Raw genomic sequence first — 23419 nt, 5'->3', positions numbered from 1 at the left:
CACCCGGGCTCCGCATGCGATGCGTCGATCGCGGCATCAGCCCGGAGTTCTTCCTTGGCCGGTGCGTTCCTTCAGCGGGGCCGGTCTTCACAGGCCCTCATGGATCGGTCGTTCGCCCCGATCGGCTTGGAGCGCACTGATCGTGTGCCTACGTTCGGGTCGCTCAGCCCCACCACCATGCAGTTGCGCCACCTCCTCTTTGCGACGGCCCTCGGGTCCACCGCCCACACCCTCGCTCAGGCCCCGACGTGGGCCCATGCTCTCGGATCCACCCAGGCCGACTTCGCCTATGATGTAGCCATCGGCCTGAACGGCATGGTGATCACCGTGGGCACCTTCACCCTGACGGTGGACCTCGATCCCGGTCCCGGTACCTTCAACGTCACCAGCAACGGCAGCAACGACGTGTTCGTGCAAGCCCTGGACAGTGCGGGCGGCTTCCTCTGGGGGGGCTCCATCGGTGCGGGCGGAGCGGACTGGGCCTTCGGTGTGGCCACCAACACAGGGGGCGAAGTGTACCTCACCGGCCGTGCCAGTGGAACGGTGGACCTGGACCCCGGCCCCGGCGTGGACCTGCGGACCAGCGCCAACACCTCCTTCGATGTGTTCGTGGTGAAGCTCGATGCGCAGGGCACCTACCTGTGGGGCCACCTCATCGGAGGCAATGGCACCGATGTCGGCAACGACATCAGCGTGGACGCCAGCGGCCGTGTGCTGGTCTGCGGTGTGCTGGGCGCCGCCGGTGATCTGGATCCCGGGCCCGGCGTGGCCACCGCCGGCGGCAACGGCCAGCAGGACGCCTTCGTGCTCAAGCTCGACCCGGCCGGCCAGTTCGTGTGGGGCTTCGCGGTGGGCGGCACCGGCAACGACCAGGCCTTCGGGGTGGCCGCCGATGCGCTGGACGATGTGCTGCTGTGCGGCGAGTTCCGCAACACCGTCGACTTCGATCCCGGGGCGGCCGTGCTGTCGCGCACCAGCGCGGGCATTGAGGACGCGTTCGTGATGAAGGTCTCCTCCGGAGGAGCGGTCCTCTGGGCCGCGAGCTTCAGCGGCACCAGCAGCGAACGCGCCCAGGCCCTGGACGTCGGACCCGATGGTGGACCGGTGATCACCGGTCGCATCAGCAGCAGCACCGACTTCGATCCGGGGCCCGGAAGCTTCCCCCTGGCCGGTGACTTCAGCGAGCCCGCCTTCGTGGCCAAGCTGAACAGCGATGGCACCTTCGCCTGGGCCTTCATGCTCAAGAGCTTCCTCAACGAGGGCTTCGATGTCGACGTGGACGCCCAGGGAGCCGCGCACGTCACCGGCACCTTCGGCAATACCACGGGCAACCCGCTCGACCTGGACCCCGGTGCGGGCGTTTCCACCATCGCCTCCAACGGGGCCGCCGATGTGTTCGTGGCCAGCTACTCGGCCGCCGGCACCTTTCTGCAAGGCTTCAACCTGGGTGGTGCCCAGAACGACGTGGGCCGCGGAGTGGCCGTCGGTGCCGATGGCCGCATCCACGTCACCGGCGCCTTCCTCGGCACCTTCGACGCGGACCCCGGGGCCAACACCCTGCTCCTCGTGTCGGCCGGTTCCACCGAGGCCTTCACCGTCCAGTTCGAGAAACCCGATTGCGCCGGCGTCTTCGTCCGCCTCAAGGCCATCCTGGGCGCCGTGCACACACCGGCCGACTTCCTGGCCATGTCCGATCAGCTCCGAACGGCCGGGCTCATCCCCCTGGAGGAGCCGTATACGGCCATGGGCTTCACCCTGGAACAGCCCGCCGTGACCACTCCTCTGGTCCTGGGCTGGACGCTATCCAGCGCCATCGTGGACTGGGTGCTGGTGGAACTGCGCGATCCCGTGGACCCCACCCAGGTGCTGGCCCGCAGGGCGGCCCTGTTGCAGCGCGATGGCGATGTGGTGGGCGTGGACGGCGTGGCGCCTGTCGGCTTCTGTCGCTTCCCGGGCGACTACCATGTGGCGCTCCGCCACCGCAATCACCTGGGCGTGATGACCGCCGCGCCCGTGAGCCTGGGTAGCACCCCGCTCACCATCGACCTCACCCTGCCCGGCACGCTCGTCTTCGGCACCGATGCCCGCAGGGATGTGAACGGCACCCAGGTGCTTTGGCCCAACAACACCCGCTTCGACAACACGGTGAAGTACACCGGCGCGGCCAATGACCGTGATGCCATCCTCGTGCGGATCGGCGGGATCATCCCCACCGCCACCGTCGCGGGCTACTGGCCTGAGGATGCGAACATGGACGGCGTGGTGAAGTACACCGGCAGCGCCAACGACCGGGATCCGATCCTGATGACCATCGGACCGCCGCTGCCCACCGGCACCCGCACCGAACAGCTGCCCTGAATGCGCCGCATGCCCGGGTCGATGGTGGCCGCCCTCCCCGGGTGGCGCGCCATCGTCCTGCCGTGGGCATTGCTCGGCGCCCTGTCCCTTCCCGCCCAGGTGGACAGCCTGGAGCGCGTGCTGGCCGGGCTGCCGCAGGACACCTCGCGACTGCCGGTGCTGCGCGCGTTGTTCCATGCCGAGGTCTTCCGCAGGCCCGCCCGGGCCTCGATGCATGCCGAAGCCTTCGCCGTACTGGCCGATGCCGGCGGTACCGCACATCAGCGCGCACAGGCGCAGGCCATGCTGGGCCAGGCGCTCTATGTGCGCGGCGATGGCCTGAGCGCCCTGCCGCACTTTCAACGGTCACTGGCCACCTATCGCGCCGAGGGCCTCCTCGGGGGATCCGGCATGGTGCAGGCCAACATCGCCAGCATCCTGGCCGATGCCCGCCATTGGAACGAGGCCCGCACGGCGTATGCGCGTGCGCTGGCCGACCTCGAACAGGCCGGCGAGCACGAATGGGCCGCCGGAGTGGAGCGTGAACTGGCCCAGGTGCTCCAGGTGCTGGGGCGGCACGACAGCGCCGCGCTGCACTACCGGCGGTCGGCCGAGGCCCTCGAACGCCACGGCATGGCCCGCCATGCGCACGAGATCCTGCTCGACGAGGCCGGTGCCCTCTTCCGCTCGGGCCGCACCACGGAGGCTGTCGACCGGTTCCGCGCCGTTGACAGCGCATCCGTCGGTGTCCCCGCACCCCTGGTCCTCATCCGGCTCCTCCTGCGTTCGGGCCGCTGGTCGCTCGCGCACGACCAGCCCGCCGACGCGGACAGCCTCCTGCGCCGTGCCCTGCGCCTGGCCGTGGACGGGGGCTTCGTGCTGGAACGCACACTGGTGCACGAGGCCCTGAGCGACCTGGAGGTGGCCCTCGGCCGACCGGACAGCGCACTGGCCCAGCTGCGCCGCTTCATCCAGTGGAACGACACCCTGGACGCGCGCTCCGACGCCGCCGCCATCCTCGCCCTTGAACGCCGCGCGAGCGACGCGCTCTCCAAGGCCGAGCTTGAGCACCGCGCCGCCGTCATCGCCCGCCAGCGCACGCAGCTCGTCCTTGTGGGTGCGGCGGTGCTCCTTCTGGCCGCCATCGCCTTCGCCCTGGCCTTCGTGCTGCGACGCGAACGCCGCCACCGCAACGCCCTGGCCGACCGCACCCACGCGCTGGAGGATGCCCTTCAGGCCAAGGGCCTCCTGTTGCGAGAGATCCACCACCGCGTGAAGAACAACCTGCAGATCGTGAGCGGCCTGCTGCGCGCGCAGCTTCGCGCCATACGGGATCCCGCCGCGCGAGCGCCCGTGCGCGACGGCCTCGACCGCATCCGCAGCATGAGCCTCATCCACCAGGACCTCTACCAGCACGACGGGGTGCAGGGCATCGAGATGGCGCCCTACGTGGAACGCCTCGCGCAAGGCCTGCGGCGAAGCCATGCCGTGGACGAGGATCACGTGACCATCCACCTCGATGTGGCACCCCTCTGGCTCGATGTGGATACGGCCATCCCGCTCGGGCTCGTCATCAACGAGCTCATCACCAACGCCCTCAAGCATGCCTTCCCCGACGGGCGCAAGGGCCGCATCGAGGTGAGCCTGCACCACCAGCGCGATGGTCTGCTCCTCACCGTCGCCGACGATGGCGTGGGCCTGTCCGAGCCCCTTCCCGGGATCGTTGACGGCTCCGGTCTGGTGCTCGTGCGCACCTTCGCCGAGAAGCTGAAGGCCGAGCAACTGGTGCGCACCGGTCCCGGCACCACCGTGCAACTCCGTCTTCACACCCCGCCCCACGCCCCATGATGCGCCCGCTGCAGGTGATGATCGTGGAGGATGAGCCCTTCATCGCGGAGGACCTGGCCACGATGCTGGTCGACCTGGGGCATGCCGTGAGCGGCCGGGCCCGCGATGCCGCGGAGGCCCTGCATCTGCTCCACACCATCACGACCGATCTGGTCCTGCTCGACATCCGCCTGGGCGATGGTCCGGACGGCTTCGCGGTGGCGGCGGGGTTGCAGCAACGCGGCATCCCCTTCCTCTACGTCACCTCCCATACCGATGCCGACACCCTCGCGCGCATGGGCGAGACCCGCCCGGCAGGCTTCATCCGCAAACCGTTCGATGAGGAGGACCTGCGCGCCCAGCTGGCCGTGGCCCTCTCCCGCACCGCGCCCACGGGTCCCGCCGATCTGTTCGTGCGCGACAAGGGCCGCCTGGTGCGGCTGCCCGTCGGCGAAGTGCTCTTCGCGGAGGCCGACGACAACTATGTGATCCTGCACACCGCCGAGCGCAGGCATGTGCTCGTGGCCACGCTGGCCCACATCCAGCAGCGGCTCGGTACAGCAGGCTTCGCGCGGGTGCACCGCTCCTACCTGGTCAACCTCCACCGCGTGTCCGCCCTGCACGATGGGCATGTGCTCGTGGGGCCCCATCGCGTGCCCGTGGGCCGCACGCACCGCGATGCGTTGAAGGCGCGTCTGCGCATCGGAGGCACCGCGGACCGGTGATCGCGCGGTGCGCTCACGGTAGCTGTGCGGTGCGTACCGCCGTGGGGGTGCTGCCGCCGATCGTCTGCAGCACGATGTCCCGATCGTTCGCGCTGCCCGTGTACTTTACTGTCCCGTCAAGGTTCACGTCGCGGCTGTCGTACACGCCCGAAAGTACCGTGTTCGGTGTGCTCCCGCCCACGGCCACCAGGATCGCGTCGCGGTCGTTGGCCGCACCGATGTACTTCACGCTGCCGTCGCGCGTGGCATCCCCAGGCCACATCACCGTCCGCGTGCCCACGGTGTTCCGTGCGTTGGTGCCGTGGGTGGCCGTGCTGCTCACCGTCAGGTCCACCGCAGCGGGCGTGCTGCCCATGCTGTAGGCGTTCCCGGTCATCACCCCCAGGTGGTTGCGGTGCAGCACGGCCACGCGGTAGTTGCCGGCCGGCGCGTTGAAGCCCACCGTCAGCGAGCCGTTGGTGCCCACCACGTCGCCATCGCGCTGCAGCAGCGCGGGCCGCGAGGCCACCACCGGGTATGGCGCAATGGTGGAGCGCAGCTCCACCACCACCCAGTCCACCACCGCATCCACCCCCGTGGCGTTCAGCACGGCGGGGTCCTGGACGCCCGGCCAGCCGTTGCCCACATAGGTGATGCCCAGGCCCGGGTAGGGGTCGGTGGTGGGCAGCACACCCAGGGTGCGCAGGTCGGTCCGCATGAATTGCGTGACCGGATCGTAGGGCCCCTGCAACAGCATCCGCAGGTCCACGGCCGTGGGCGCCTGGAAGCATGGCGAGGTGTTGCCACACAGCACGGCGGTGAATCCCAGGTTGGCCACGCTTGTGTTCAACCCCGTCGGCTGGTTGGGCAGGCAGCTGATAGGGCTGCCGGTACAGTACAAGGTCTGCAGACCAGTGTTCAATCGAGGCAGACAGGGCAGTTGTGTGTCGCTCACGCGCAAGCTTCGCACCAGGTTGTTCAGCCGGGCGATCCCTTGCGTTAGTGGATTGTGGCTCAAATTCAAGCTGTGGGCGGTCACCGTACCGCTCACACCATCCACCGCATTGTGGCTCAGGTCCACATCCAGGTCGTTGTTCCCGTTCACCGGCACCACTCCCGTGATCTGATTCCAGCTCAGATCCAAGGCGTTCATATGACCGGAGTTGAACGCTGGCATGGTCGTGAGCAGGTTGTGGCTGGCGTTGAGGGTCACCAACCACGAACTGTTCACGATCCCCCATAGCGATGTCAGCTGGTTGTGGCTCACGTCCACGAACGTCGCATCCCAGTTGCCCACGATGGAGCTGATCTGGTTGTGCTGGGCATACAGTGCGCCCAGGTTCGACCCGGAAGGTATGACCAAGGTGGTGATGGCATTGAAGGAGATCTGCAGCGTGTGAATATGGTACGGCACGTGGAAGGTTCCCGTGATACCACAGTTCACGGCACCCAACATCAACAGGTTCGGCGGGCCCATCCAAATGGCGATCGGGTTGTTGCTCACGATCATCTCCTCAGCGTTCAGGAAGGCTTCCATTCCCCGCAGGTCCGTCACCGTGCCCACGAAGCTGATGTCCACCTGGTAGGCCGACTGTACGCCGGGGTGGGTCTCGTCGATGGACGTGCCCACGATGCACCCCGGGAACTGGGTGTTCGCCCATGCGCGCAACGCTGCGTCTGGCATGGGGATCAAGGCACAGCACGAGAGGCGCGAAAGGACGGTAAGTAGGAGGTGGATCAGGCGCATGGGTGATGTGCTCCCTGGTTGGACGTCGAGCGGCGAATAGGGTTGCCCCTGCGCTGGAGGGCGTCATCCTTGACTCCGGGTCTGTTAGATAAAGTGTGTCATCATCGTTATTGCTGATGATGTTGATGTTGTTGGGTTTTGAACGAGGGGGTCCGGGGGAGACTCAGAACCTGTTGATCGGTGTTGATCGCCTGTGGATCGAAGCGTGGGCCGAAGAGCAGGCGTAGCTCGGCGGCTATCTCCCTCCAAGCGAAGATGGGCTTGGCGGCCATTTTCTCCACGATGCGCTGCTGGGCCAGATAGAGCAGCTTGAGCAGGGCCATGTCGTTGTCGAAGACGCGCTTGGTCTTGGTGTACTTGCGCAGCTGAGCGTGGAAGCCCTCGATGGGATTGGTGGTGTAGATGAGCCGCCGGATGCGCTCGCTGTAGCGGTACTGGCTGGCCAGCAGCGGCCAGTTGGTGTGCCAGGAGCTCACCGCCTGCGGGTAGCGTTCCCCCATTTGTCGCTGAAGACCTCCAGGGCATGCAGCGCTTGCTGCTCACCAGGGGCCCGGTAGATGGCCCGCATGTCCTTGACCACCTCCTTGTAGTGCTTGTAGCTGACGTACTTCAGGGTATTGCGCACCTGGTGCACGATGCAGAGCTGGATATCGCTCTGTGGGTACACCAAGGAGATCGCGTCGGAGAAGCCGCTCAGGTTGTCGATGCATGCGATCAGCATGTCCTCCACGCCGCGTTGGCGCAGGTCGCCCAGCACGCCCAGCCAGAACTTGGCCCCTTCGCTCTGCCCCACGTACAGGCCCAGCAGGTCCTTGTGGCCATCGGGGCCAACGCCCAAGGCGGTGTATACGGCCTTGTTCACCACGCGCCCTTCCTGCTTCACCTTGAAGTGGATGGCATCGAGCCACACGATCGCGTAGCGCGCCTCCAAGGGCCGCTGCCGCCAGGCCTGCACGTCGGCGATCACCTGGTCGGTCACCGCGCTGATCGTGGCCTCGCTCACCTCGATGCCGTACAGGTCCCGCACATGGTCGCTTATGTCGCGCTGGCTCATCCCAAGCCCGTAGAGCTTGATGATCTTCATGTCCAGCTCGGCGTTCAGCACGCGCTCGCGCTTGGGCAGCAGCACCGGGTCAAAGGTTCCCTCACGGTCGCGCGGCGTGGCGATCTCCACCTCTCCGTGGGCGGTCTTCACCCGCTTGCGCCCATGTCCGTTGCGCCGGTTACCTCCAGGCGGCTCCTCGGCCAGGTGAGCGCTCAGCTCGCCCCGTAGCGAGGCCTCCATCAGTCGCTTCACCAGCGGGGTCAGCACCCCATCGCTGCCGCTCAAGGGCTTGCCCAGTAGCAATTGCTTCATGGCCTCCTTCTCGAAGGCTTCGTAATCGAACTTGTCCGTCTTGTCCTCCATGGGTCAGGTGTTGAAGTTCGCAATCCGGCCTGACACACTTTACTGAACAGTCTCGCCCCTGCTCGTGCTTCCTCAGCGTCCTCTGCGCCTCTGCGTGAGGCCCTTCGCTGCTCACTCCCGCCACTTGCTCCCTGTCCCCCGCCACCTGCTCGGCCGGGCTCACGCACCCCCTCCTCCGGGGCTTGCTTTGACCCACCAACGACACGGAAAACCCCAACACCTGAACGCCATGAACCTCCAGCCCCACATCCGCCGCACCTTGATCCAGGCCACCCTCATCGCTGCCTGCATCACCCTCAGCATCGCCGCCGGTGCGCAGACCTTCGTCACCTTCACCGGCGATGTGCGCATGCCCGACCAGGACCTGCACCCCGTGCGCATGACCGTGAGCGATGGCCACGAGACCATGGACGTGGTGCTCGGCCGCAACGGTGCCTACAGCTTCCACATCCCGGTGAAGGAGCGCGTGACGCTCACCCTCGAAAGCCCCGGCCACATCACCAAGGAAGTGACCATCGACACCCACGGCGTGCCCGAGGCCCGGGGCCTCTTCGCCCGCACGGTGCGCGTGGCCTTCGACCTGGAGCTGGAGCGCCAGCCCGATGACCTGCATCTCTGCTATGCCGGCCCGGTCGGTCACATCGCCTTCGCGGAGAACGACGGCATCACCGTGCCTGTGATCCGCCCGGTGGAACAGGACCTGTCCGTCACCGAACTGCGCGCCGAGGCCACCAGTGCCCGGTGAACCGGATCGCGGCATGCGGAAAAGGGCGCCTTCGGGCGCCCTTTCGCGTTGTGGTGCGGTGGTTCAGAACAACACCCGGTACATCGGGATCGGGAAGAAGCCCAGCTGGTACTCGGTGGCGAGCTTGCCGGTGCGGTCGTCGTAGTACTGCGTGTAGATGTTGCGCCGGCCGGTGACGTTCTGCAGGTCGATGCCCGCCTCGTGCGTGGCTTTCCGGCCCGAACGGCGGTACATCAGCTTCAGGTCGGTGCGGAAGTAGTCGAGGTAACGCTCGCTGTTCGTGCGCTCCTCGATCAGCACCTGCTCCCCTTCCGCGATCGACGCGTCCAGATCGATCGGCGTGTAGCGCCGCCCACCGGCATAGGTCGCCTTCAGGTCCACCACGAGGTGGCTGTTGCCCTTGCCCAGCTTCCATTCCTTGCCCGCCAGCGCGTTGAACACGTAGTTGCCGTCGAAGGCCGACGAGCGCCATACGCCGTCGCTGCCCATGACCTCGCTGCAGAAGAGCGAGGCGGTCACCAGCGCATAGAAGCCCTGGTCATACGTGCGTTCGGCCGTGATCTCCAGGCCATAGTTGCGGCCCAGGCCCTTGTTCACCAGCTGCGTGGCGTCAGGAGTGCCGAAGTCGGCACCGGCGTTCAACATGCTGAAGGTGCTGGGCACGGACTCCACCGGCGCGCCGAACAGGTACTGGTAGTAGGCCTCGGTGCGCAGGCGCATCGTGCTCCCGAAGCGCTGCTCATAGCTCACCACGGCATGATGGCTGCGCGTCAGGTCGAGGCCCATGTTCCCGCCGTCGCTGCCGTCGCGCTCGGTGGTGTAGTACACCGGCAGGGGTTGGGTCTGTCCATGCAGGCCGTAGCCCAGGCCGAAGGTGCCCTGGTCGCTCACCCGGTAGGTGAGGCCGAAGCGCGGCTCCACCGCCGTGCTGCTGTTCAGGTCAAAGAGCTGGCCATGCAGACCGAGGGTGGTGGACAACCGGTCGGTGAAGCTGTGCTTCCAGGTGGCGTAGGCCTGGTAGAGCGTGCTGGCCCCATCGCCCTGCTTCAACTGCACCCAGCGGTCGCCCAGCGGTGACAGGGCGAAGTAGCGCTCTTCGAACCCGGCCACGGCATGGTTCGCCATCACCCCCACATGCACATTGTCCCGCGCACCGAAGCGCCGGCGCAGCACGAAATGCACCTGGTAGCTGTTCTGCTCGCCGCGCTGCGTGTACACCGGATCGGTGTCCAGCAGGGGATAGCCGTTGGCCGCATCGCCCCAGGTGAGCGAATCGGCGATGTTCTCCTCCAGCTGATGTGTGGCGGCCACCACCAGGCGGTAGCTGGTGTTCGGGTCGAAGAAGTAGGTGTGCGAGGCGCCGACGACGCCCGTGCGCGAGCGGTTGTAGATGTCGCGTTCCGCAGAGCCGTACAGCTCGCTCTCGTTGGCGGCGCTCAGGTCGGTCTCGCGGCCCAGCAGGTCCACCCCGCTCTTGCCGCCCAGGCCGAACAGCGTGAAGCGGCCGGCCTTGGCCGTGGGCAGGTCGAGCTTGAAGCTCACATCCTGGTACTTGGGCACCGCGCTGCCCGTGCCGAAGTCGAGGCCGATGGCCTGGAACGCCTGCAGGGTGGAATAGCGGTAGTTCACCAGGTAGCTCGCGCGCGACCGCCGGTTGATGGGACCCTCGGCGCCCAGCTCGAAGCCGTTAAAGCCGAGCTGGCCGAGGAACTCATGCTTCTCGTCGTTGCCGCTGCGCATGAACAGGTCGAAGGCGCCGCTGAGGGCGTTGCCGTAGCTCGACGGGAAGGCGCTGGTCATGAAGTCGCTCTTGGCCAGCACGTTGTTGTTGAGGATGCTCACCGGACCGCCGGTGCTGCCGAAGGAGCTGAAGTGGTTGGGGCTCGGGATGTCCACACCCTCCAGGCGCCAGAGCAGGCCTGCGGGCGAGTTGCCGCGGATGATGATGTCGTTGCGGCCGTCGTTGGCGCCGCTCACCCCCGCGAAGTTGGTGGCCATCCGCGCGGGGTCCCCGCGGCTTCCGGCGAAGCGCTGGCTCAGTTCCGCATCGAAGGTGCGCGCGCTCAGGGTGGTCATCTCGTTGTTGAGCGCGTTGCGGTCCTGTTCCGCGGCGCGGATGGTGACCTCCTGGAGCTGTTCCACGCTCGGGGCCAGCTCCAGGTCGAGCACCAGCTCCTTGCCGGCCACCACCAGCAGCGGGGCGGTGCTCAGCGGCTGGTACCCCATCGCCGCCACCTGCAGCACCGCCCGGCCCAGCGGCACGGTCGCAAGCGTGAAGCGGCCCTCCTCGTCGGTGGAGGTGCCCAGCGTGGGCTGGCTGCCGGCCACCACCACGTTGGCCATGAACACGGGGTAGCCGCTCTCCTGGTCCAGCACGCGGCCGCGGACGGTCTGCGTGCCCTGCGCGTGCGCAGCGATGGGCGTGGCGGTCATGAGGATCGGGACGAGCAGGAGGGGAGCGAAGTGCAGGCGCATGGCAGGTCGTTTCGGGTGCAAAGGAGCTTGCTGACGGCCATGCGACGCGTTGACATGGGTTAAGAATACAGCGGTGGGAGGAACGGTCGGAACGCGGGATGAGCGTCCGATCGGCGGGACATCATCGACCGCCGCGGGCCACCCGCGCCCGGATCCGGCTGAGGCTCTCGGGCTTCACGCCCAGGTATGAAGCGATATGGCGTTGAGGCACCCGCTGCATCACCTTGGGGCGCTCGCGCATCAGGTCCAGATAGCGCTGTTCGGCGCTGTCGAGCAGAAAGGAGCGGTTGCGCCGCGAGACGGACAGGAAGATCTCCTCGGCGATGCGCCGGCCCATGCGTTCCGCTCCGGGGTCGGCGGCGTAGAGCCGTTGCATCGCCTCCCGGTGCAGGGCCAGCAACAGGGTGGGCTCCAGCGCCTCCAGGTGGAGCTGCGTGGGCCGCCGGGTCAGGAAGCTCTCGTAGTCGGTGGTGTAGCTGCCTTCGAAGAAGAACTGCTGGGTGATCTCCTCACCGTCCTTCAGGAAGTAGGCGCGCACCAGCCCCCGCCCGATGAACCACACGTGCTCACAGACCTCCCCGTCCTGCAGCAGCACCCCGCCCTTCGCCAGGGTCGCGGGAACCAGCGCGCCCATCAGCCGGTCCATCACGGCGTCGTCGACCTCCACGATGCGCTGCGTGAACGCACGCAGCTGCGCACGCGCCGCCTCAAGCTCGGCGGGATCGCGGAAGGGCTCAACGGCTTCCACTGCGGTAGGCCTTCGAGGACAGCACCTCCTTCATGACGTCCATCCGGCGCAGGTCCTCCTCCTTCACCTCCCCGCCGTTCACCAGGCTGCGCACCAGGGTGGCCGCATCCTCCGTCTGCCCCGTGCGGTGCAGGTAGCAGGCCTTCACCAGCTGCGTGTAGCGGTACAGCGGGTCGGCGGCCTGGGCCCGGTCGATGTGGTCACGCGCCAGCGGCAGCATGTCGTTCAGCACGTAGAGGTACGCCAGGTCCGCCAGGATGGTGACGTCGTTCTTGAGCGCGGGGTTCTTCTCGTACACCAGGTTGAGCTGCTCCAGGGCCTGGCGGGCATCGCCGGTGCGGCGCAGGCACTCGGCACGCCAGCGGGCGGCCTCCACATCGTCGCGGATCCGCAGGCTCTCGTCGAACTGCGGCACCGCCTCCTTCAGGTTGCCGGCCAGCATCGCCGCACGGCCCATCTGCTTCTTGGCCTCCGCCTTGTCCTTGCCCAGTTCGATGGACCGGTCGAAGCACTTCACCGCGGCCTCGTCGCTGCGCAGCGCCTGGTACACCAGCCCCAGCTCGTAGTGCAGCTCCGCGTTGTCCTTGTCCGCGTCCACGGCCTGCTCGCCCAGCTCCTTCGCCTCCGCCAGCCGGCCCGAGGTGCGGGCGATGCGCGACAGCATCGACAGGACCTCGGCGTTGCGCCGCTCCTCCTTGAGCACCGCCTTCAACAGGCTCTCCGCATTGGCCGCATCGCCCATGGCGTAGTGCGCCCGGGCCTTGCCCAGCATCGCCGGGTGTTTCATGCGCTCCACGTTGTTGCGCAGGATCACATCGAAGTCCTCCATGGCCCTGGCGTGCTCGCCCAGTCCCAGCCGGCAGTGGCCCCGTTCGAGGATGCCGACGAAGGGGGTCACCGAGCTCGCGATGTACTGGTCGAGGTCGTGGATGGCCTCCGCGTAGCGGTCGATGCGCATCAGGTTGCGCGCCTTTTCCAGCCGCAGGTCGGGCTGGTCGTCGCGCAGGGCGCAGGCCACCCGGAAATGACGGTCCGCCTCGGCGTTGGCGTTCAACGCCTGCAGTTCGTGCGCCTTCTCCAGGTGATGCGCCGCCCGCTCGTGCAACACCGAGCGCTGCGCCTCATCCAACCCGATGGCCCGCCCGCGCTCCAGGCTGCGTTCGCCGGCGGCGATGCTGTCCAGCTCGAACAGGGCGAGGCCCTTCTCCACATGGCAGCGCGCGCAGTCCTCATCGATCGTGAGCGCCTCGTCCAGGTGGTCCAATGCCTCGCGCGGCCGGGCGGCCATCAGGTGGATGACCCCCTGCTGGTAGCGCGTCTCCAGGTCGAAGGGCCAGCGTGTCCGCGTCTCCTCCAGCAGGGCGATCGCCTCGGTGCACTTGCCCTGGTCCTGGCACAGCAGCATTGCCAGCCGATGGTCGTAGCCCGGGTTCCAGCGGTCCTTCAGCCGCAGCGTGTACAGGTCGCTGGCGGCGGTCTGCCGGTCGGCGGGCACGGTGCTGCGCTCCAGCAGCGAGGCCCGCAGGTCGCGCGCGGGCACGTGGTCGGGCATGCGCTCCAGCAGCGTGCCCAGGAGCTGCAGCGCCTGGCCGTTCTGGTCGCGCGCGATGAGGATCCGGGCGTGCAGCAGGGTCAGGTCGGGGTCGTCGCTCCGGCCCACGCCGTTGCGCGCGGCCTGCACCTCGGCAAGGGCCTTGTCCAGGTCGCCCATGCGATAGAGCTTCTCGCGCTCGGCCTGCTTGGCGGCAAGGGCGCGCAGCCCGTCGATGCGGGCCTTCACCGAGGCGTCGCCGGGCTTCACACGGTCGGCGCGCTCGAAGGCGGCGATGGCGCGGTCGTAGCACCGGAGCGTGGTGAGGACGCCACCCTCCTCGATGGCGGCGGCGGCCTCGGCCTCATCCTTCAGTCGCTTGCGCTCCATGGCGCGCTTCACCTCGTTGATCAGCACCAGCGGCTCCACGGCCAGCGGGTCCAGGGTGCGCGCCTGCTCGAAGAGGGTCATGGCGCTCTCATGGTCGCCCCGCTCCAGAAAGCTCCGCCCGGTCGAGACCGCATCGGCATAGGCCTTGCGGCGTTGGGCCCGCTCCTCCTCGTCCCGGCGCAGCGCCTGGTCGAAGGAGCCGCGGTACTCGGCCAGCGCCCGGCTCAGCTCGCCCAGCTCGCCCCGCCCCGCCCGCGCCAGGGAGTCGATGTCCTGCTCCATCAGGGCCTCCGCGAACGCCGATCCGGGCGCGAAGAAGTTGTCCGTCGCAATGGCCACGTCCCAGCCTCCCTCGGGGCGCCGCTCGGCCACCAGCTCCAGCACGCGGAGGTGCCGCTCGTAGCTCCGGGCGCTGGAACTGTGGCGACCCAGGAAGCGCAGCTCGTACAGCACCTGCGTGAAGGCCCGGTCGGTGATGGCCGGTTCGCGCTTCTTCAGCAGCCGGGCCTCCACCGCGGTGCCCAGCGGGTCGGTGCTCTGGAAGTAGAGCAGCAGGTCGTTCATGTACTCGGCGAGCGGGCGGTCGCGACCGGCCGTGCGGGCGTCGTTGGCCGGGTCCACGTTGTCCTCGATGCGCACCTGCGGGCCCAGGAACATGCGGTCGCGGCCCGGCTCGCACGCGTTCGCGATCAACTGCTGCACGAGCATCGCGCTCTCGTCATCCGCGGCATCCATCCCCGCCACATTGTCAAGCAGCGCGATGTACCGCTTGAAGAGGCTCTCCGCGTGCGCATTGATCAGGCCCTTGTCCTTCAGGGAGAGCGTATCCCCCGGAGCCGCGTGTGCCGCTCCGCCATGCGCCATCAGCGCCACGATCACCAGCAGGTGCGCCGCTCGATCACAGGCCCAGCACATGCTTCCAGAGGTACTGAAGTTTGTCGCCCTCGCTCATCCGGTCGGCGCGCACCACGTTCCAGCCGGACGGTGTGAAGTCCCTGGCGCGGAGCGGCGGCGGCCGATACTCCACCTGCAGCGTCCAACCCGGTACCTGCAACAGGTGCATGGTCACCCGCTCGATGGCCAGGATGCGCAGGCCGCCCCGCAACAGGGCCTCCTGCAGCTCGAAGAGCGCCGAGATCCCCGGTGGGCCGATGTACGGGTACACACCGGGATGACCTTCATCGTCGATGCGGAGCAGGTCGATGAAGCCGTACTCGTGGCTCTTGGAATCGATGTAGAGCTGGGTGCCGGGGGCCACGCGCGCCAGGTCGGTGCTGAGGATGGACCACTTGCGGGCGGCGCCTACCTGCTCGCGTACCAGCCAGAACCCCACCGCCGAGGTGTCCCCACCGCTCCAGGTGTGACACACCACGTGGGCCAGCCACGGGGTGCCGTCCAGCTGCAGTTCCGAGGCCGCCCCGCGCGCCAGCATGTCGTTCACGAAGGCCTCACGCGTCCCTTCGTCCAGCGTCGCGGCCATCAGGCTGTGCAGCAGCGTACGCCGGTCGGGCGCGGCCACCCCGTCGGGCACCGTGCCGGCGAAGCGGCCATTGAAGCGGTCGCGGAACTCGTTGAACTGCTTCACGCACAGCTCGTACTGCTGGTCGGGCGTTTGTGCGGCGGCCGGTGCGAGCGCCAACAACAGGGCGGGCAGGGCAAGACGGCGCTTCATTCGGCCATGGTGCTCACCACCCCGATATCGCCCAGGAACACGTCCCACAACCGCTCCGTGCGGCCCTCCACCACCTTGTCGTACGTGCGCAGCTTGATCTGGATGTTCTTGTTGGTGATGTCGCTGTAGTACACCTGGCCGTCCACCATGCCCTGGAACCGCTGCTGCAGCGAGACCACGGCCGTGTAGCTGCCATCGGGCTGCAGCTCGAAGTCGCTCACGTACTGGATGTCGGCCCATTCGATGGTCACCGCGTCGTACTTCAGGTAGCGCAGGTGCGTGCTCAGGTACTTGTGCACCGGATGGGCCTTGGAGGCGCCGGAGGCCACGTTGCTCACGTGCACCAGGTTGTCCGGCCGCTCGAACAGGCCGATGGCCTGCTCCACCGCCTTGTCCTTCACGATGGCCGAAAGCTCCTTGTTCGTGATCTGCGCGATGTACCCGCTCAGCCGGCGCGTCTTCTCCAGCGCCACGTCCTTGAAGTAGGTGAAGTCGAGCTCCGCCTTGCCGCTTTCGCTCACCGTGCGCTCGAAGCGCGGTGCGATCCACTTCTCGGTGTACCGCACCGTGCGCGGCTCGGCCACCGGCGGGCAGCGCGAGGCATCGTTGAGCGCGCTCACCACCCCCGCATCGGCCAGCAGACCCTTCAGCCGGTCGGCCGGCGCGGTGAACTCCACCAGCCCCGGCGAGAGCACACCGGCCAGCTCGCTGCGCGGCACGTTCACGTCACCCGCCGCCGTGCGGATCGTCAGCCGGTCGTCGTCCCACCGCACGATCGTGCCCTTCAACACCTGCTGGTCCACGCGCACCAGCGCATTGCAGGCCGCCCCGCCCTGGGCGAACGAGGCGAGCGGCTCGCCACAGGGACGCGTGTGCACCGTGAGCGCACCGTCCACCACGCACAGCACCTCGCTGCACGGCACCGAGCTGGGGCCCTTCCGCAGGCCGCTCGTCACGAGCAGGTCGATCCGGTCCGCCGCCACCCGCTGCACCTGGCCGTGCAGCTGGGATCCATCGGCGCGCACCACGGTCTGCTGTGCAGCGCCGCGTGCACCGATCAGCACGAACAGGGGGAGAAGAAGATGGAGGCGCATGGCGATCAGGGAGCCTAAACTACGGCACCAGCGATCGATGGGGCGGAACGCCACCGTGGGCCATCCCGGTCGATCTTCGCACCGTCATGGCCCGCCTCCTCCTCATCGCGCTGCTGGTCGCCGTCCTTCCGGCGCACGCGCAGGACCGGGCGGGGCGCGAACTGGAGGCCCGCCTCGAGGTGCTGCGCCTCGGCACCGACGACGACCAGACCCTGCGGGGCCTCGCCTCCCTGCGTACGGACCTGGACCTCGCCCGCACCGCCACCGATGGTGCCACCGTGCGCCGTGTGGACAGCCTCTTGGCGGAGCTCGCCGTCCTGGAGGCCACCGTGCATCGCCGGGCCGGCCGCACCCGCGAGGCCGCGGACGCGTTCGAGGCCGCCATCGGGGCCCTGAACGAGCAGCCCGCCCTGCGCGGGCGCCAGGTGGAGCTTGCGGCCCTGCTCGCCCAGCATTGGAGCTCCGCAGGGCGCACGGACAGCGCCCGCACCGTGTTGCACCGCGCGGCCGCCCGCGCCATCGCCGCCCGCGACAGCCTCGGCCTGCGCCGCCTGCTGCACGAGGAGATGGCCCTGCTCACCGACCGCGGCGACCTGCGCGGGGCCATCGCGGCCGGCGAGCGCATCGTGGCCATCGACCACGCCCTCGGCGACCGGCGCGATGCCGCCTATGCCGAGCTCGGCATCGCCCGCGCCATGGCCCGCGTGGGGCTCACCGCCGCCTTCGACAAGGCCCGCTCCGCACACGCCGCCTTCGACACCCTGGGCGATGCGACCGGTGCCATAGGGGCCATCGACCTGCTCATCACCACCTACGCCCTCACCGCTCAGGAAGCCCCGCTGCGCGAGCTCATCCTCGCGGGTGCGGCCAAGGCCGAGGCCCGTGGCAACCCCGCCGACATCGCCCGGTTCCGCGACCGCCTGGGCCGCTTCCACATCCAACGCGGATCGGCACGCGAGGCCCTGCCGCCCTTGCGCGAGGGACTGCAGCTCGCCGGTGGCGCCGGTCCGCACGCCCTCGACCCCGCCACCCTCGGCGGCCTCACCCCGCGACGCGCCGAGCTCCTGCTCGACCTCGGCCGGGCCCACCGCGCGCTCGGCAGCACGGACAGCGCGCTCGCCTACCTGGCCGCCAGCGAGGCCCTGGTGCGCCAGGCGGGCCTGGCCGGCATCGCTGCCGGCGTGGAGCACGGCGAGGTGGCCTTCGCCGTGGGCCGCACCGAGCAGGCGCTGAAGAGCGGGGAGGAGGCCCTCCGCGCCGCCCGGCAGCGCGGCGACCTTGCCCTGGTGGCCCGCGCCAGCCTCCTGCTCTACGAAGTGCACAAACGCCGCGGCGACACCCGCACCGCCCTCGCCATGCACGAACTGCACCTCGCCAGCGCCGACTCGCTGGACCGCGAACAGTTCCGCCTCGGCCTGCTGAAGCGCCAGATCGAGACCGACATGCGTGAGCGCATCGTCGCCGACAGCATCGCCAGCGCCGAGGCCATCGAACGCGAGCGGCTCACCTCCCGCGTGGCGCGCCTCGAGGCCGCACAGGCGCGCGACCGCATGCAGCTCCTCGGGGTCGTCGCCCTGGTGCTCATGGCCGGCGGCGTGCTCTTCTTCCGGCTCGATCGCAAGCGCCGCCGCGAGCGCTTCGAGAAGGAGGCCGCCCACCTGGAGACCCAGGCCCTGCGCAGCCAGATGAACCCCCACTTCATCTTCAACGCCCTCAACTCCATCAACGCCTACATCCAGCGCAACGACCCCGACGCCGCCGGCTCCTACCTCACCCGCTTCGCCCGCGTGATGCGCAGCGTGCTGGAGAACAGCCGCCACGCCACCGTGCCCCTGCACGACGACTTGGAGACCCTGCGCGGCTACATGGACCTCGAACGCCGACGGCTGCAGGAGAAGTTCGACTTCACCATCAAGGTGCATCCCGACATCGACCCGCAGGAGGTGCAGGTGCCGCCCCTGGTGGTGCAGCCCTTCGTGGAGAACGCCATCTGGCACGGCGTCACCCAGATGGAGGGCAAGGGCCACATCACCCTCACCGTGGAGCCACGCGGCGGACAGCTCCTGTGGATCATTGAGGACGATGGTGTGGGGCGCCACGCCCCGAAGGCCGCCGCACCCGAACAGCCCACCAAGAAGACCTCCCTGGGCACGGCCATCACCCGCAGCCGGCTTGATCTGGTGCAGAAGCAGCACGGCGGCCACGCCGGCTTCCGCTATGTGGACCGCCCCACCGGCACCCGCGTGGAGGTGGAGATGCCATTGTTGCGCGACGGGTAGCGGTTTAACGCGCCTCTCCACACGTCCTCACGAGCCCGGCTCCGCGGGCGAAGGGATCTCCCCTTCCCACACCGTCATCGCGAGACGGGCATTTGCCGCCGAAGCGATCTCCCCGGAAGTGCTCCATCCCCTCTCAAGGGAGACTGCCACGGCGCCCCACCCACCGGTCCATCGCAGCGCCTCGCAGTGACGATGCGGAGGTGCTCTGCGTCCTCTGCGCCCTCTGCGTGAGTGCTTGTCCACCGCTGCCGTCAGGTCGCCACAGCCTTCCGACTCAGAGGACTCCCGACTCAGAGGACTCCCGACTCAGAGGACTCCCTCCGCACCCTTGTCATCAACGTAATCGCGAAGCGGGCTCTTCCGCCGAAGCGATCTCCCCTTCCCAGCCATCATCACGCGGTCCGGTTCTGCGGTCGGAGGCTGGAGGCTCGTGGCCGGAAGCTGGAGGCCAAGTCCACGGCCGCCGTCAGGTCGTCTCTTCTTTCAGCTTTCAACTTTCAACTTTCAGCTTTCCGCTTTGCCTCCCTCACTCCACCACCATCCTCCCCCCGCTCACCCACCGCCCATCCACCACCAGGTGCACATGATAGAGCCCGGCCGGATAGCCCGACACATCCAGGGAATAGTTCTTCTCGGCGAGCGCCACCGGCACCGTTTCCACCAAGTGTCCCGCGGCACTCACCAAAGACAACTGGCAACTGCCGACCAGCCCATCTGGCAACTCCCACGCCAGCTGCGCCACGCCTCGAGCCGGATTCGGCGCCACCGTCAGCGCACCGCGCCAGGTGGTCACCTGGCTCTCCAGGCCCGTGATCAGGTGGCAGCCCGGCTCCAGGCAACCCATGCTGTCCACCTTCACCACCCACGTGTCCTGCCCGTAGATCGGCGGATCGTTCGGGTTGTTGCTGCTCGGATAGGCCGTGCCCACGGCAATGAAGCCGCCGTCCGGAGTGGGCATCACGTCGCGCAAGTTCCCGAAGCCCTGTGTCCACAAACTATCGGCGTACTGATAGTAGCGCATCCATAAACTATCCCCTTGTGCAGTTGTACGCAGCAACACACCGTTGAAGAGGCTGGGATACGAGCTCTGGCCCACCGCGATCAGATCCCCTCCGGGGCTCACCTCCTTCACGGCGAACAGTGCGGTGTTGTAAGCTGCACCATCATAGGTCTTCGACCACAGGGTGCTCCCGTTCGGGTCCACCTTCACCAGGGCCAGTACTTGGTCATCAGCGGGGTTCACTGACCACGCGGTCGCGAAGACCAGGTCGCTATCCGCCAAGGTGGTCACATGGGTACTGGGGTCGTGGTAGGGGGTGGGGTAGTCTTCTTCCCAGATCACCCCCCGCTCGCGTCCACGCGCAGCAGCCATTGGTCGTAGTTCCCGCTGCCCATGTTCACCTGGCCGCCCAGGTAGTAGCCGTTCCCAGGCGCCAGGTCCACGGTGGTCAGTACCTCGGTCCGGTTCGGCAACCCGTAGGTCTGCACCCACTCCGGGTTCCCCAGGCTGTCCACCTTTAGCAGAAAGCCGTCTACGCTGGTCCCGCTGGCGCTGGTTTCCCCAGTGATCACATACCCGCCATCAGGGGTGGTCCTCGCCTGTCGTCCGATACGTTCATCCCCAGCTCCTCCGTAAGCCAATAAACTATCAAAAGCCCCTGTTGGGGCGAAGAAATACAACACCGCTCGGTCAATGTTCGTCGAGTCCTTGTCCCCTCCTCCAACCACAACTCCACCCCCCGGTCGTGGGCATGCGGTGTTCACCCAACCCGGATAGGTAGCGTGCCCTTCTGTGAAAGCAAAGGCCGTATCCAACGGTACCCCATACCGATCAATGCGCAGCCCCGTGACGACCGAGCTGTAGATGAGACCGCCAACTTGGAGTTTGCCGCTCAATACCACCAGCCACGTGCTATCGGCCAACAGCTCGATCCCGACGGCACCTTGCGCCCGGTCCTGTCCCAAGGCGTCGTACCGCCTCATGTACTCTTGGGCGCCACTTCTTGCAGGCCCCAGAACTGAAACCGCTAAGAGTATTCCTGGGACCAGATCTCTCTTCATCGAACAAGTTCGAACTTGGTCACCCCGATGCGGATGCCGTCCGCTTCCAGCATGGCCGTGTAGACTCCGGTAGCTAAGGTACGCGTGCCGGTGCTCCCGTCCGCTCAGGGGAGACTGCCACGGCGCCCCATCCACCGGTCCATCGCAGCGCCTCGCAGTGACGATGCGGAGGCGCTCTGCGTCCTCTGCGCCCTCTGCGTGAGTTCGTGTCCACCACCACCGTCAGGTCGCCACCCATCCTTCTTCTTGGCTCTTCCTCCTTGTTCCTTCTTCCTTCCTGCTCCGGCCCTGCGGGATCGCCACATGAGCACATGCCCACATGAGCACATGTCCACATGAGCACATGGTCACACGGGCACATGACCACATGAGCACATGTCCCACCCCCCTCCCGGGCACGACCTTTGCGAACCGCTCCCGCCGAACCCACCGACCATGACGCACGCCCTACGCACCTCCGCCAGCTTGCTCCTTGTCACCCTCGCCACCGCCGCCAGCGCCCAGCTGAGCCCCGCCTGGACCGCCGCCACCGGCCCCGTGCAATGGATGCGCACCACCAGCGCCGGCGCCCTCGTGGTGGCCACCGCCGACGCCCTCAAGGGCGTGGACCCCGCCACCGGCACGGTGGCCTGGTCGCTGAAGGAACTGGCCAACGCCCCGGTGGACGGCTACCGCGAGGTGGAGCGCAGCCCCTTCATCGCCCTCGCCCCGCAGGGCCGTCCCGAAGCCCTCTTCGTGGTGGAACCCTTCGGCGGATCCGTGGTCTTCAGCAGCGATGCCGCCGGCATCAGCAACGTCACCGGCACCTGGTTCCTCTACGCCAACAACGCCATCGTGGTGGTGGGCCAGAAGGCCGACAAGACCGCCGCCATGGCCTGCGTGGACATGGGCACCGGCGCCGTGCGCTGGACCAAGGACGACAGCTTCAGCCGCCTCACCGCTTGCAACAGCGCCGGCCCCGACGCCATCCTGCTCAGCACCCTCTTCTTCGCCTACAAGCTGGACGCGAAGACCGGCGCCGAGCTCTGGAAGAAGAGCCCCGACCCCGCTTTCGAGAAGATGAGCGGCCTGGCCGCCATGCTGGACAAGGGCGGCGCCAACATCAACCTGCCCGGCGTCACCGGCCTCTTCGTCACCACCCCCACGCGCCCGGCCTGGGCTTCATGGGCATGCAGACCGAGCAGCGCAAGGAGAGCACCGACAGCCAGGGCAAGAAGACCGTGACGGTGACCTACAAGACCTTCGTGAACGCCTTTCGCATCGACGATGGCAGCTACGCCTGGAGCGCGCCCCTGCAGATGCAGCAGAAGCTCGGCACCATCGTGCCGCTGAAGCAGGGCCTGCTGGTGGGCGCCGGCGACACCCGCAGCGTGGACCTGCTCGACTACGCCACCGGCGCGGGCAAGTGGGGCAAGAACGGCAAGGGCATCAACGTGAAGGGCATCCTGGCCGGCGCCGTGGAACTGGGCGACCGCACCCTGCTCACCAGCGGCGGCGATGATGGCGTGGTGAGCCTGGTGGACGCCGCCGGCACCGAGCTGTGGAAGAAGCCCGTGAAGCTGGACGGCGTGGTGCGCAGCGTGCGCCTGCTGGGCGGCGATGTGCTGGTGGCCACCGCGGAGGAGGTCGACGTCATCGACCTCGCCACCGGCCTCTCGCGCCTGCCCAGCCCCCTGAAGGGCGGCGCCGACCTGGTGGCCGTGGACGCGAGCACCACCTACGTCTTCAACACCAAGGATGGGCTGCTGCACACCGTGCCGGAGAACGGCGGCGCGGCCCGCGCGCTGGGCACCACGCCCGTGGTCTTTGAGGGCAAGGAGAAGCCCACCGCGTTGGAGAGCGCTCCCGACGGCCTGGTGCTGAGCAGCGACCAGAACCTCGCGCTGTTGGGCACCGACGGGTCGTTGAAGTACCGCAAATACCTGCCCGCGCCGCGCGAGAGCGGCCTGGTGCGCGCCTTGAAGTACGCCAGCGCCGTGCGCGCCATCTACGCCGCTGCGGCCTACAGCTACACCAGTGCGGCCTTCGGCGCCGCCAGCCAGAGCATCCAGGTCACCGATGCGGGCAGTGCCGCCGCGCGCGACATCACCGGCGCGGTGAGCCAGGTGTACGGCGAGGGGGCCGTGGCCGCCACCGGCGCCGCCGCCCGCTTCTTCCAGGAGGCCAACGCCCGCTTCACCGCCAGCGCCACCACCGCCGACATCCACTTCATGATGACCGTGGCAGGCAAAGGCGAGCACGTGCTGAAGGCCCTGCGCCGCAGCGATGGCCATGAGGTCGGCAGCATCCCCCTGGGCACCGAGAAGGCGCCGCGCTACGAGGTGGACGCCTTCACCAACACCGTGTACCTGGCCGAGGGCGACGCGGTGAAGGGGTTCAAGTTGTAGGGGAGGGGCGTGTG

The 23419-nt window shown here is 68.0% G+C and carries 15 protein-coding genes and 1 pseudogene; 7 read left to right on the top strand and 9 right to left on the bottom strand.

Annotation, left to right across the window (positions count from 1 at the left end):
- The first annotated feature begins 99 nt into the window (after window positions 1–99).
- The 3 genes from IPM49_10390 to IPM49_10380 are packed head-to-tail and all read left to right on the top strand — an operon-like array spanning window position 100 to window position 4889.
- Window positions 100–2358 (top strand): hypothetical protein, encoded by a 2259-nt coding sequence (locus IPM49_10390; GenBank protein ID MBK9274930.1) that lies wholly within the window; start codon window positions 100–102, stop codon window positions 2356–2358.
- A complete protein-coding gene (locus IPM49_10385; GenBank protein MBK9274929.1) occupies window positions 2359–4185 on the top strand; it encodes an ATP-binding protein in 1827 nt (608 codons plus the stop codon). It abuts the gene before it with no gap.
- The gene (locus IPM49_10380; GenBank protein MBK9274928.1) at window positions 4182–4889 is read left to right on the top strand and encodes a LytTR family transcriptional regulator DNA-binding domain-containing protein; all 708 of its coding nucleotides are present in this window, start codon (window positions 4182–4184) and stop codon (window positions 4887–4889) included. The genes IPM49_10385 and IPM49_10380 overlap by 4 nt, the downstream gene beginning before the upstream one ends.
- A 13-nt stretch (window positions 4890–4902) precedes the next feature.
- Here the strand turns inward: IPM49_10380 and IPM49_10375 are convergent, their stop codons facing one another.
- Window positions 4903–6552: a leucine-rich repeat domain-containing protein gene (locus IPM49_10375; GenBank protein ID MBK9274927.1), complete on the bottom strand. Its 1650-nt coding sequence runs from the start codon at window positions 6550–6552 to the stop codon at window positions 4903–4905.
- 248 nt (window positions 6553–6800) lie between these two features.
- A pseudogene (locus tag IPM49_10370) lies at window positions 6801–8023 on the bottom strand (IS256 family transposase).
- A 229-nt stretch (window positions 8024–8252) separates the two neighbouring features.
- On the opposite strand from IPM49_10370, the gene IPM49_10365 reads away from it, so the two are divergent.
- The gene (locus IPM49_10365) at window positions 8253–8768 is read left to right on the top strand and encodes a hypothetical protein (GenBank protein MBK9274926.1); all 516 of its coding nucleotides are present in this window, start codon (window positions 8253–8255) and stop codon (window positions 8766–8768) included.
- A 63-nt stretch (window positions 8769–8831) separates the two neighbouring features.
- On the opposite strand, the gene IPM49_10360 is transcribed toward IPM49_10365, so the two are convergent.
- From IPM49_10360 to IPM49_10340, 5 genes are all read right to left on the bottom strand, one after another.
- Entirely contained in the window at window positions 8832–11201 is a 2370-nt protein-coding gene (locus tag IPM49_10360; GenBank protein MBK9274925.1) for a TonB-dependent receptor, read from the bottom strand.
- A 163-nt stretch (window positions 11202–11364) separates the two neighbouring features.
- Window positions 11365–11991, bottom strand: coding sequence for a Crp/Fnr family transcriptional regulator (locus IPM49_10355; protein ID MBK9274924.1), 627 nt, complete (start codon window positions 11989–11991; stop codon window positions 11365–11367).
- Window positions 11978–14827 carry a tetratricopeptide repeat protein gene (locus IPM49_10350; GenBank protein ID MBK9274923.1) on the bottom strand — a complete coding sequence of 950 codons (2850 nt, stop codon included), beginning with the start codon at window positions 14825–14827 and terminating at the stop codon, window positions 11978–11980. Before IPM49_10350 ends, IPM49_10355 begins: the two co-directional genes overlap by 14 nt.
- Window positions 14811–15584, bottom strand: a complete 774-nt coding sequence (locus tag IPM49_10345) for a hypothetical protein (protein ID MBK9274922.1) — start codon at window positions 15582–15584, stop codon at window positions 14811–14813. Before IPM49_10345 ends, IPM49_10350 begins: the two co-directional genes overlap by 17 nt.
- A complete protein-coding gene (locus tag IPM49_10340) occupies window positions 15581–16678 on the bottom strand; it encodes a hypothetical protein (protein ID MBK9274921.1) in 1098 nt (365 codons plus the stop codon). The genes IPM49_10345 and IPM49_10340 overlap by 4 nt, the downstream gene beginning before the upstream one ends.
- Before the next feature lie 86 nt (window positions 16679–16764).
- Between IPM49_10340 and IPM49_10335 the strand changes: the two genes are divergently transcribed.
- Entirely contained in the window at window positions 16765–18957 is a 2193-nt protein-coding gene (locus tag IPM49_10335) for a histidine kinase (GenBank protein MBK9274920.1), read from the top strand.
- A gap of 526 nt (window positions 18958–19483) precedes the next feature.
- Here the strand turns inward: IPM49_10335 and IPM49_10330 are convergent.
- Both IPM49_10330 and IPM49_10325 read right to left on the bottom strand, forming a co-directional pair.
- Window positions 19484–20329 carry a hypothetical protein gene (locus tag IPM49_10330; GenBank protein MBK9274919.1) on the bottom strand — a complete coding sequence of 282 codons (846 nt, stop codon included), beginning with the start codon at window positions 20327–20329 and terminating at the stop codon, window positions 19484–19486.
- Complete coding sequence (locus tag IPM49_10325) at window positions 20296–20472, bottom strand: hypothetical protein (GenBank protein MBK9274918.1); 177 nt, start codon at window positions 20470–20472, stop codon at window positions 20296–20298. Before IPM49_10325 ends, IPM49_10330 begins: the two co-directional genes overlap by 34 nt.
- 981 nt (window positions 20473–21453) lie before the next feature.
- Between IPM49_10325 and IPM49_10320 the strand changes: the two genes are divergently transcribed.
- Window positions 21454–22242: a PQQ-binding-like beta-propeller repeat protein gene (locus IPM49_10320; GenBank protein MBK9274917.1), complete on the top strand. Its 789-nt coding sequence runs from the start codon at window positions 21454–21456 to the stop codon at window positions 22240–22242.
- Window positions 22182–23405, top strand: coding sequence for a hypothetical protein (locus IPM49_10315; protein MBK9274916.1), 1224 nt, complete (start codon window positions 22182–22184; stop codon window positions 23403–23405). The genes IPM49_10320 and IPM49_10315 overlap by 61 nt, the downstream gene beginning before the upstream one ends.
- Window positions 23406–23419: the final 14 nt, after the last annotated feature.

This window comes from Flavobacteriales bacterium (assembly GCA_016715895.1).
Lineage (GTDB): Bacteria > Bacteroidota > Bacteroidia > Flavobacteriales_F > PHOS-HE28 > PHOS-HE28.
This window is presented reverse-complemented; position numbering and strand designations above follow the sequence as displayed.

Coding starts and splice junctions, on each gene's coding strand:
- IPM49_10345 (MBK9274922.1), bottom strand. CDS start 15,584: ATGAAGCGCCGTCTTGCCCTGCCCGCCCTGTTGTTGGCGCTCGCACCG.
- IPM49_10350 (MBK9274923.1), bottom strand. CDS start 14,827: ATGTGCTGGGCCTGTGATCGAGCGGCGCACCTGCTGGTGATCGTGGCG.
- IPM49_10315 (MBK9274916.1), top strand. CDS start 22,182: ATGGGCATGCAGACCGAGCAGCGCAAGGAGAGCACCGACAGCCAGGGC.
- IPM49_10330 (MBK9274919.1), bottom strand. CDS start 20,329: ATGGCTGCTGCGCGTGGACGCGAGCGGGGGGTGATCTGGGAAGAAGAC.
- IPM49_10340 (MBK9274921.1), bottom strand. CDS start 16,678: ATGCGCCTCCATCTTCTTCTCCCCCTGTTCGTGCTGATCGGTGCACGC.
- IPM49_10390 (MBK9274930.1), top strand. CDS start 100: ATGGATCGGTCGTTCGCCCCGATCGGCTTGGAGCGCACTGATCGTGTG.
- IPM49_10360 (MBK9274925.1), bottom strand. CDS start 11,201: ATGACCGCCACGCCCATCGCTGCGCACGCGCAGGGCACGCAGACCGTC.
- IPM49_10320 (MBK9274917.1), top strand. CDS start 21,454: ATGACGCACGCCCTACGCACCTCCGCCAGCTTGCTCCTTGTCACCCTC.
- IPM49_10380 (MBK9274928.1), top strand. CDS start 4,182: ATGATGCGCCCGCTGCAGGTGATGATCGTGGAGGATGAGCCCTTCATC.
- IPM49_10335 (MBK9274920.1), top strand. CDS start 16,765: ATGGCCCGCCTCCTCCTCATCGCGCTGCTGGTCGCCGTCCTTCCGGCG.
- IPM49_10385 (MBK9274929.1), top strand. CDS start 2,359: ATGCGCCGCATGCCCGGGTCGATGGTGGCCGCCCTCCCCGGGTGGCGC.
- IPM49_10365 (MBK9274926.1), top strand. CDS start 8,253: ATGAACCTCCAGCCCCACATCCGCCGCACCTTGATCCAGGCCACCCTC.
- IPM49_10375 (MBK9274927.1), bottom strand. CDS start 6,552: ATGCCAGACGCAGCGTTGCGCGCATGGGCGAACACCCAGTTCCCGGGG.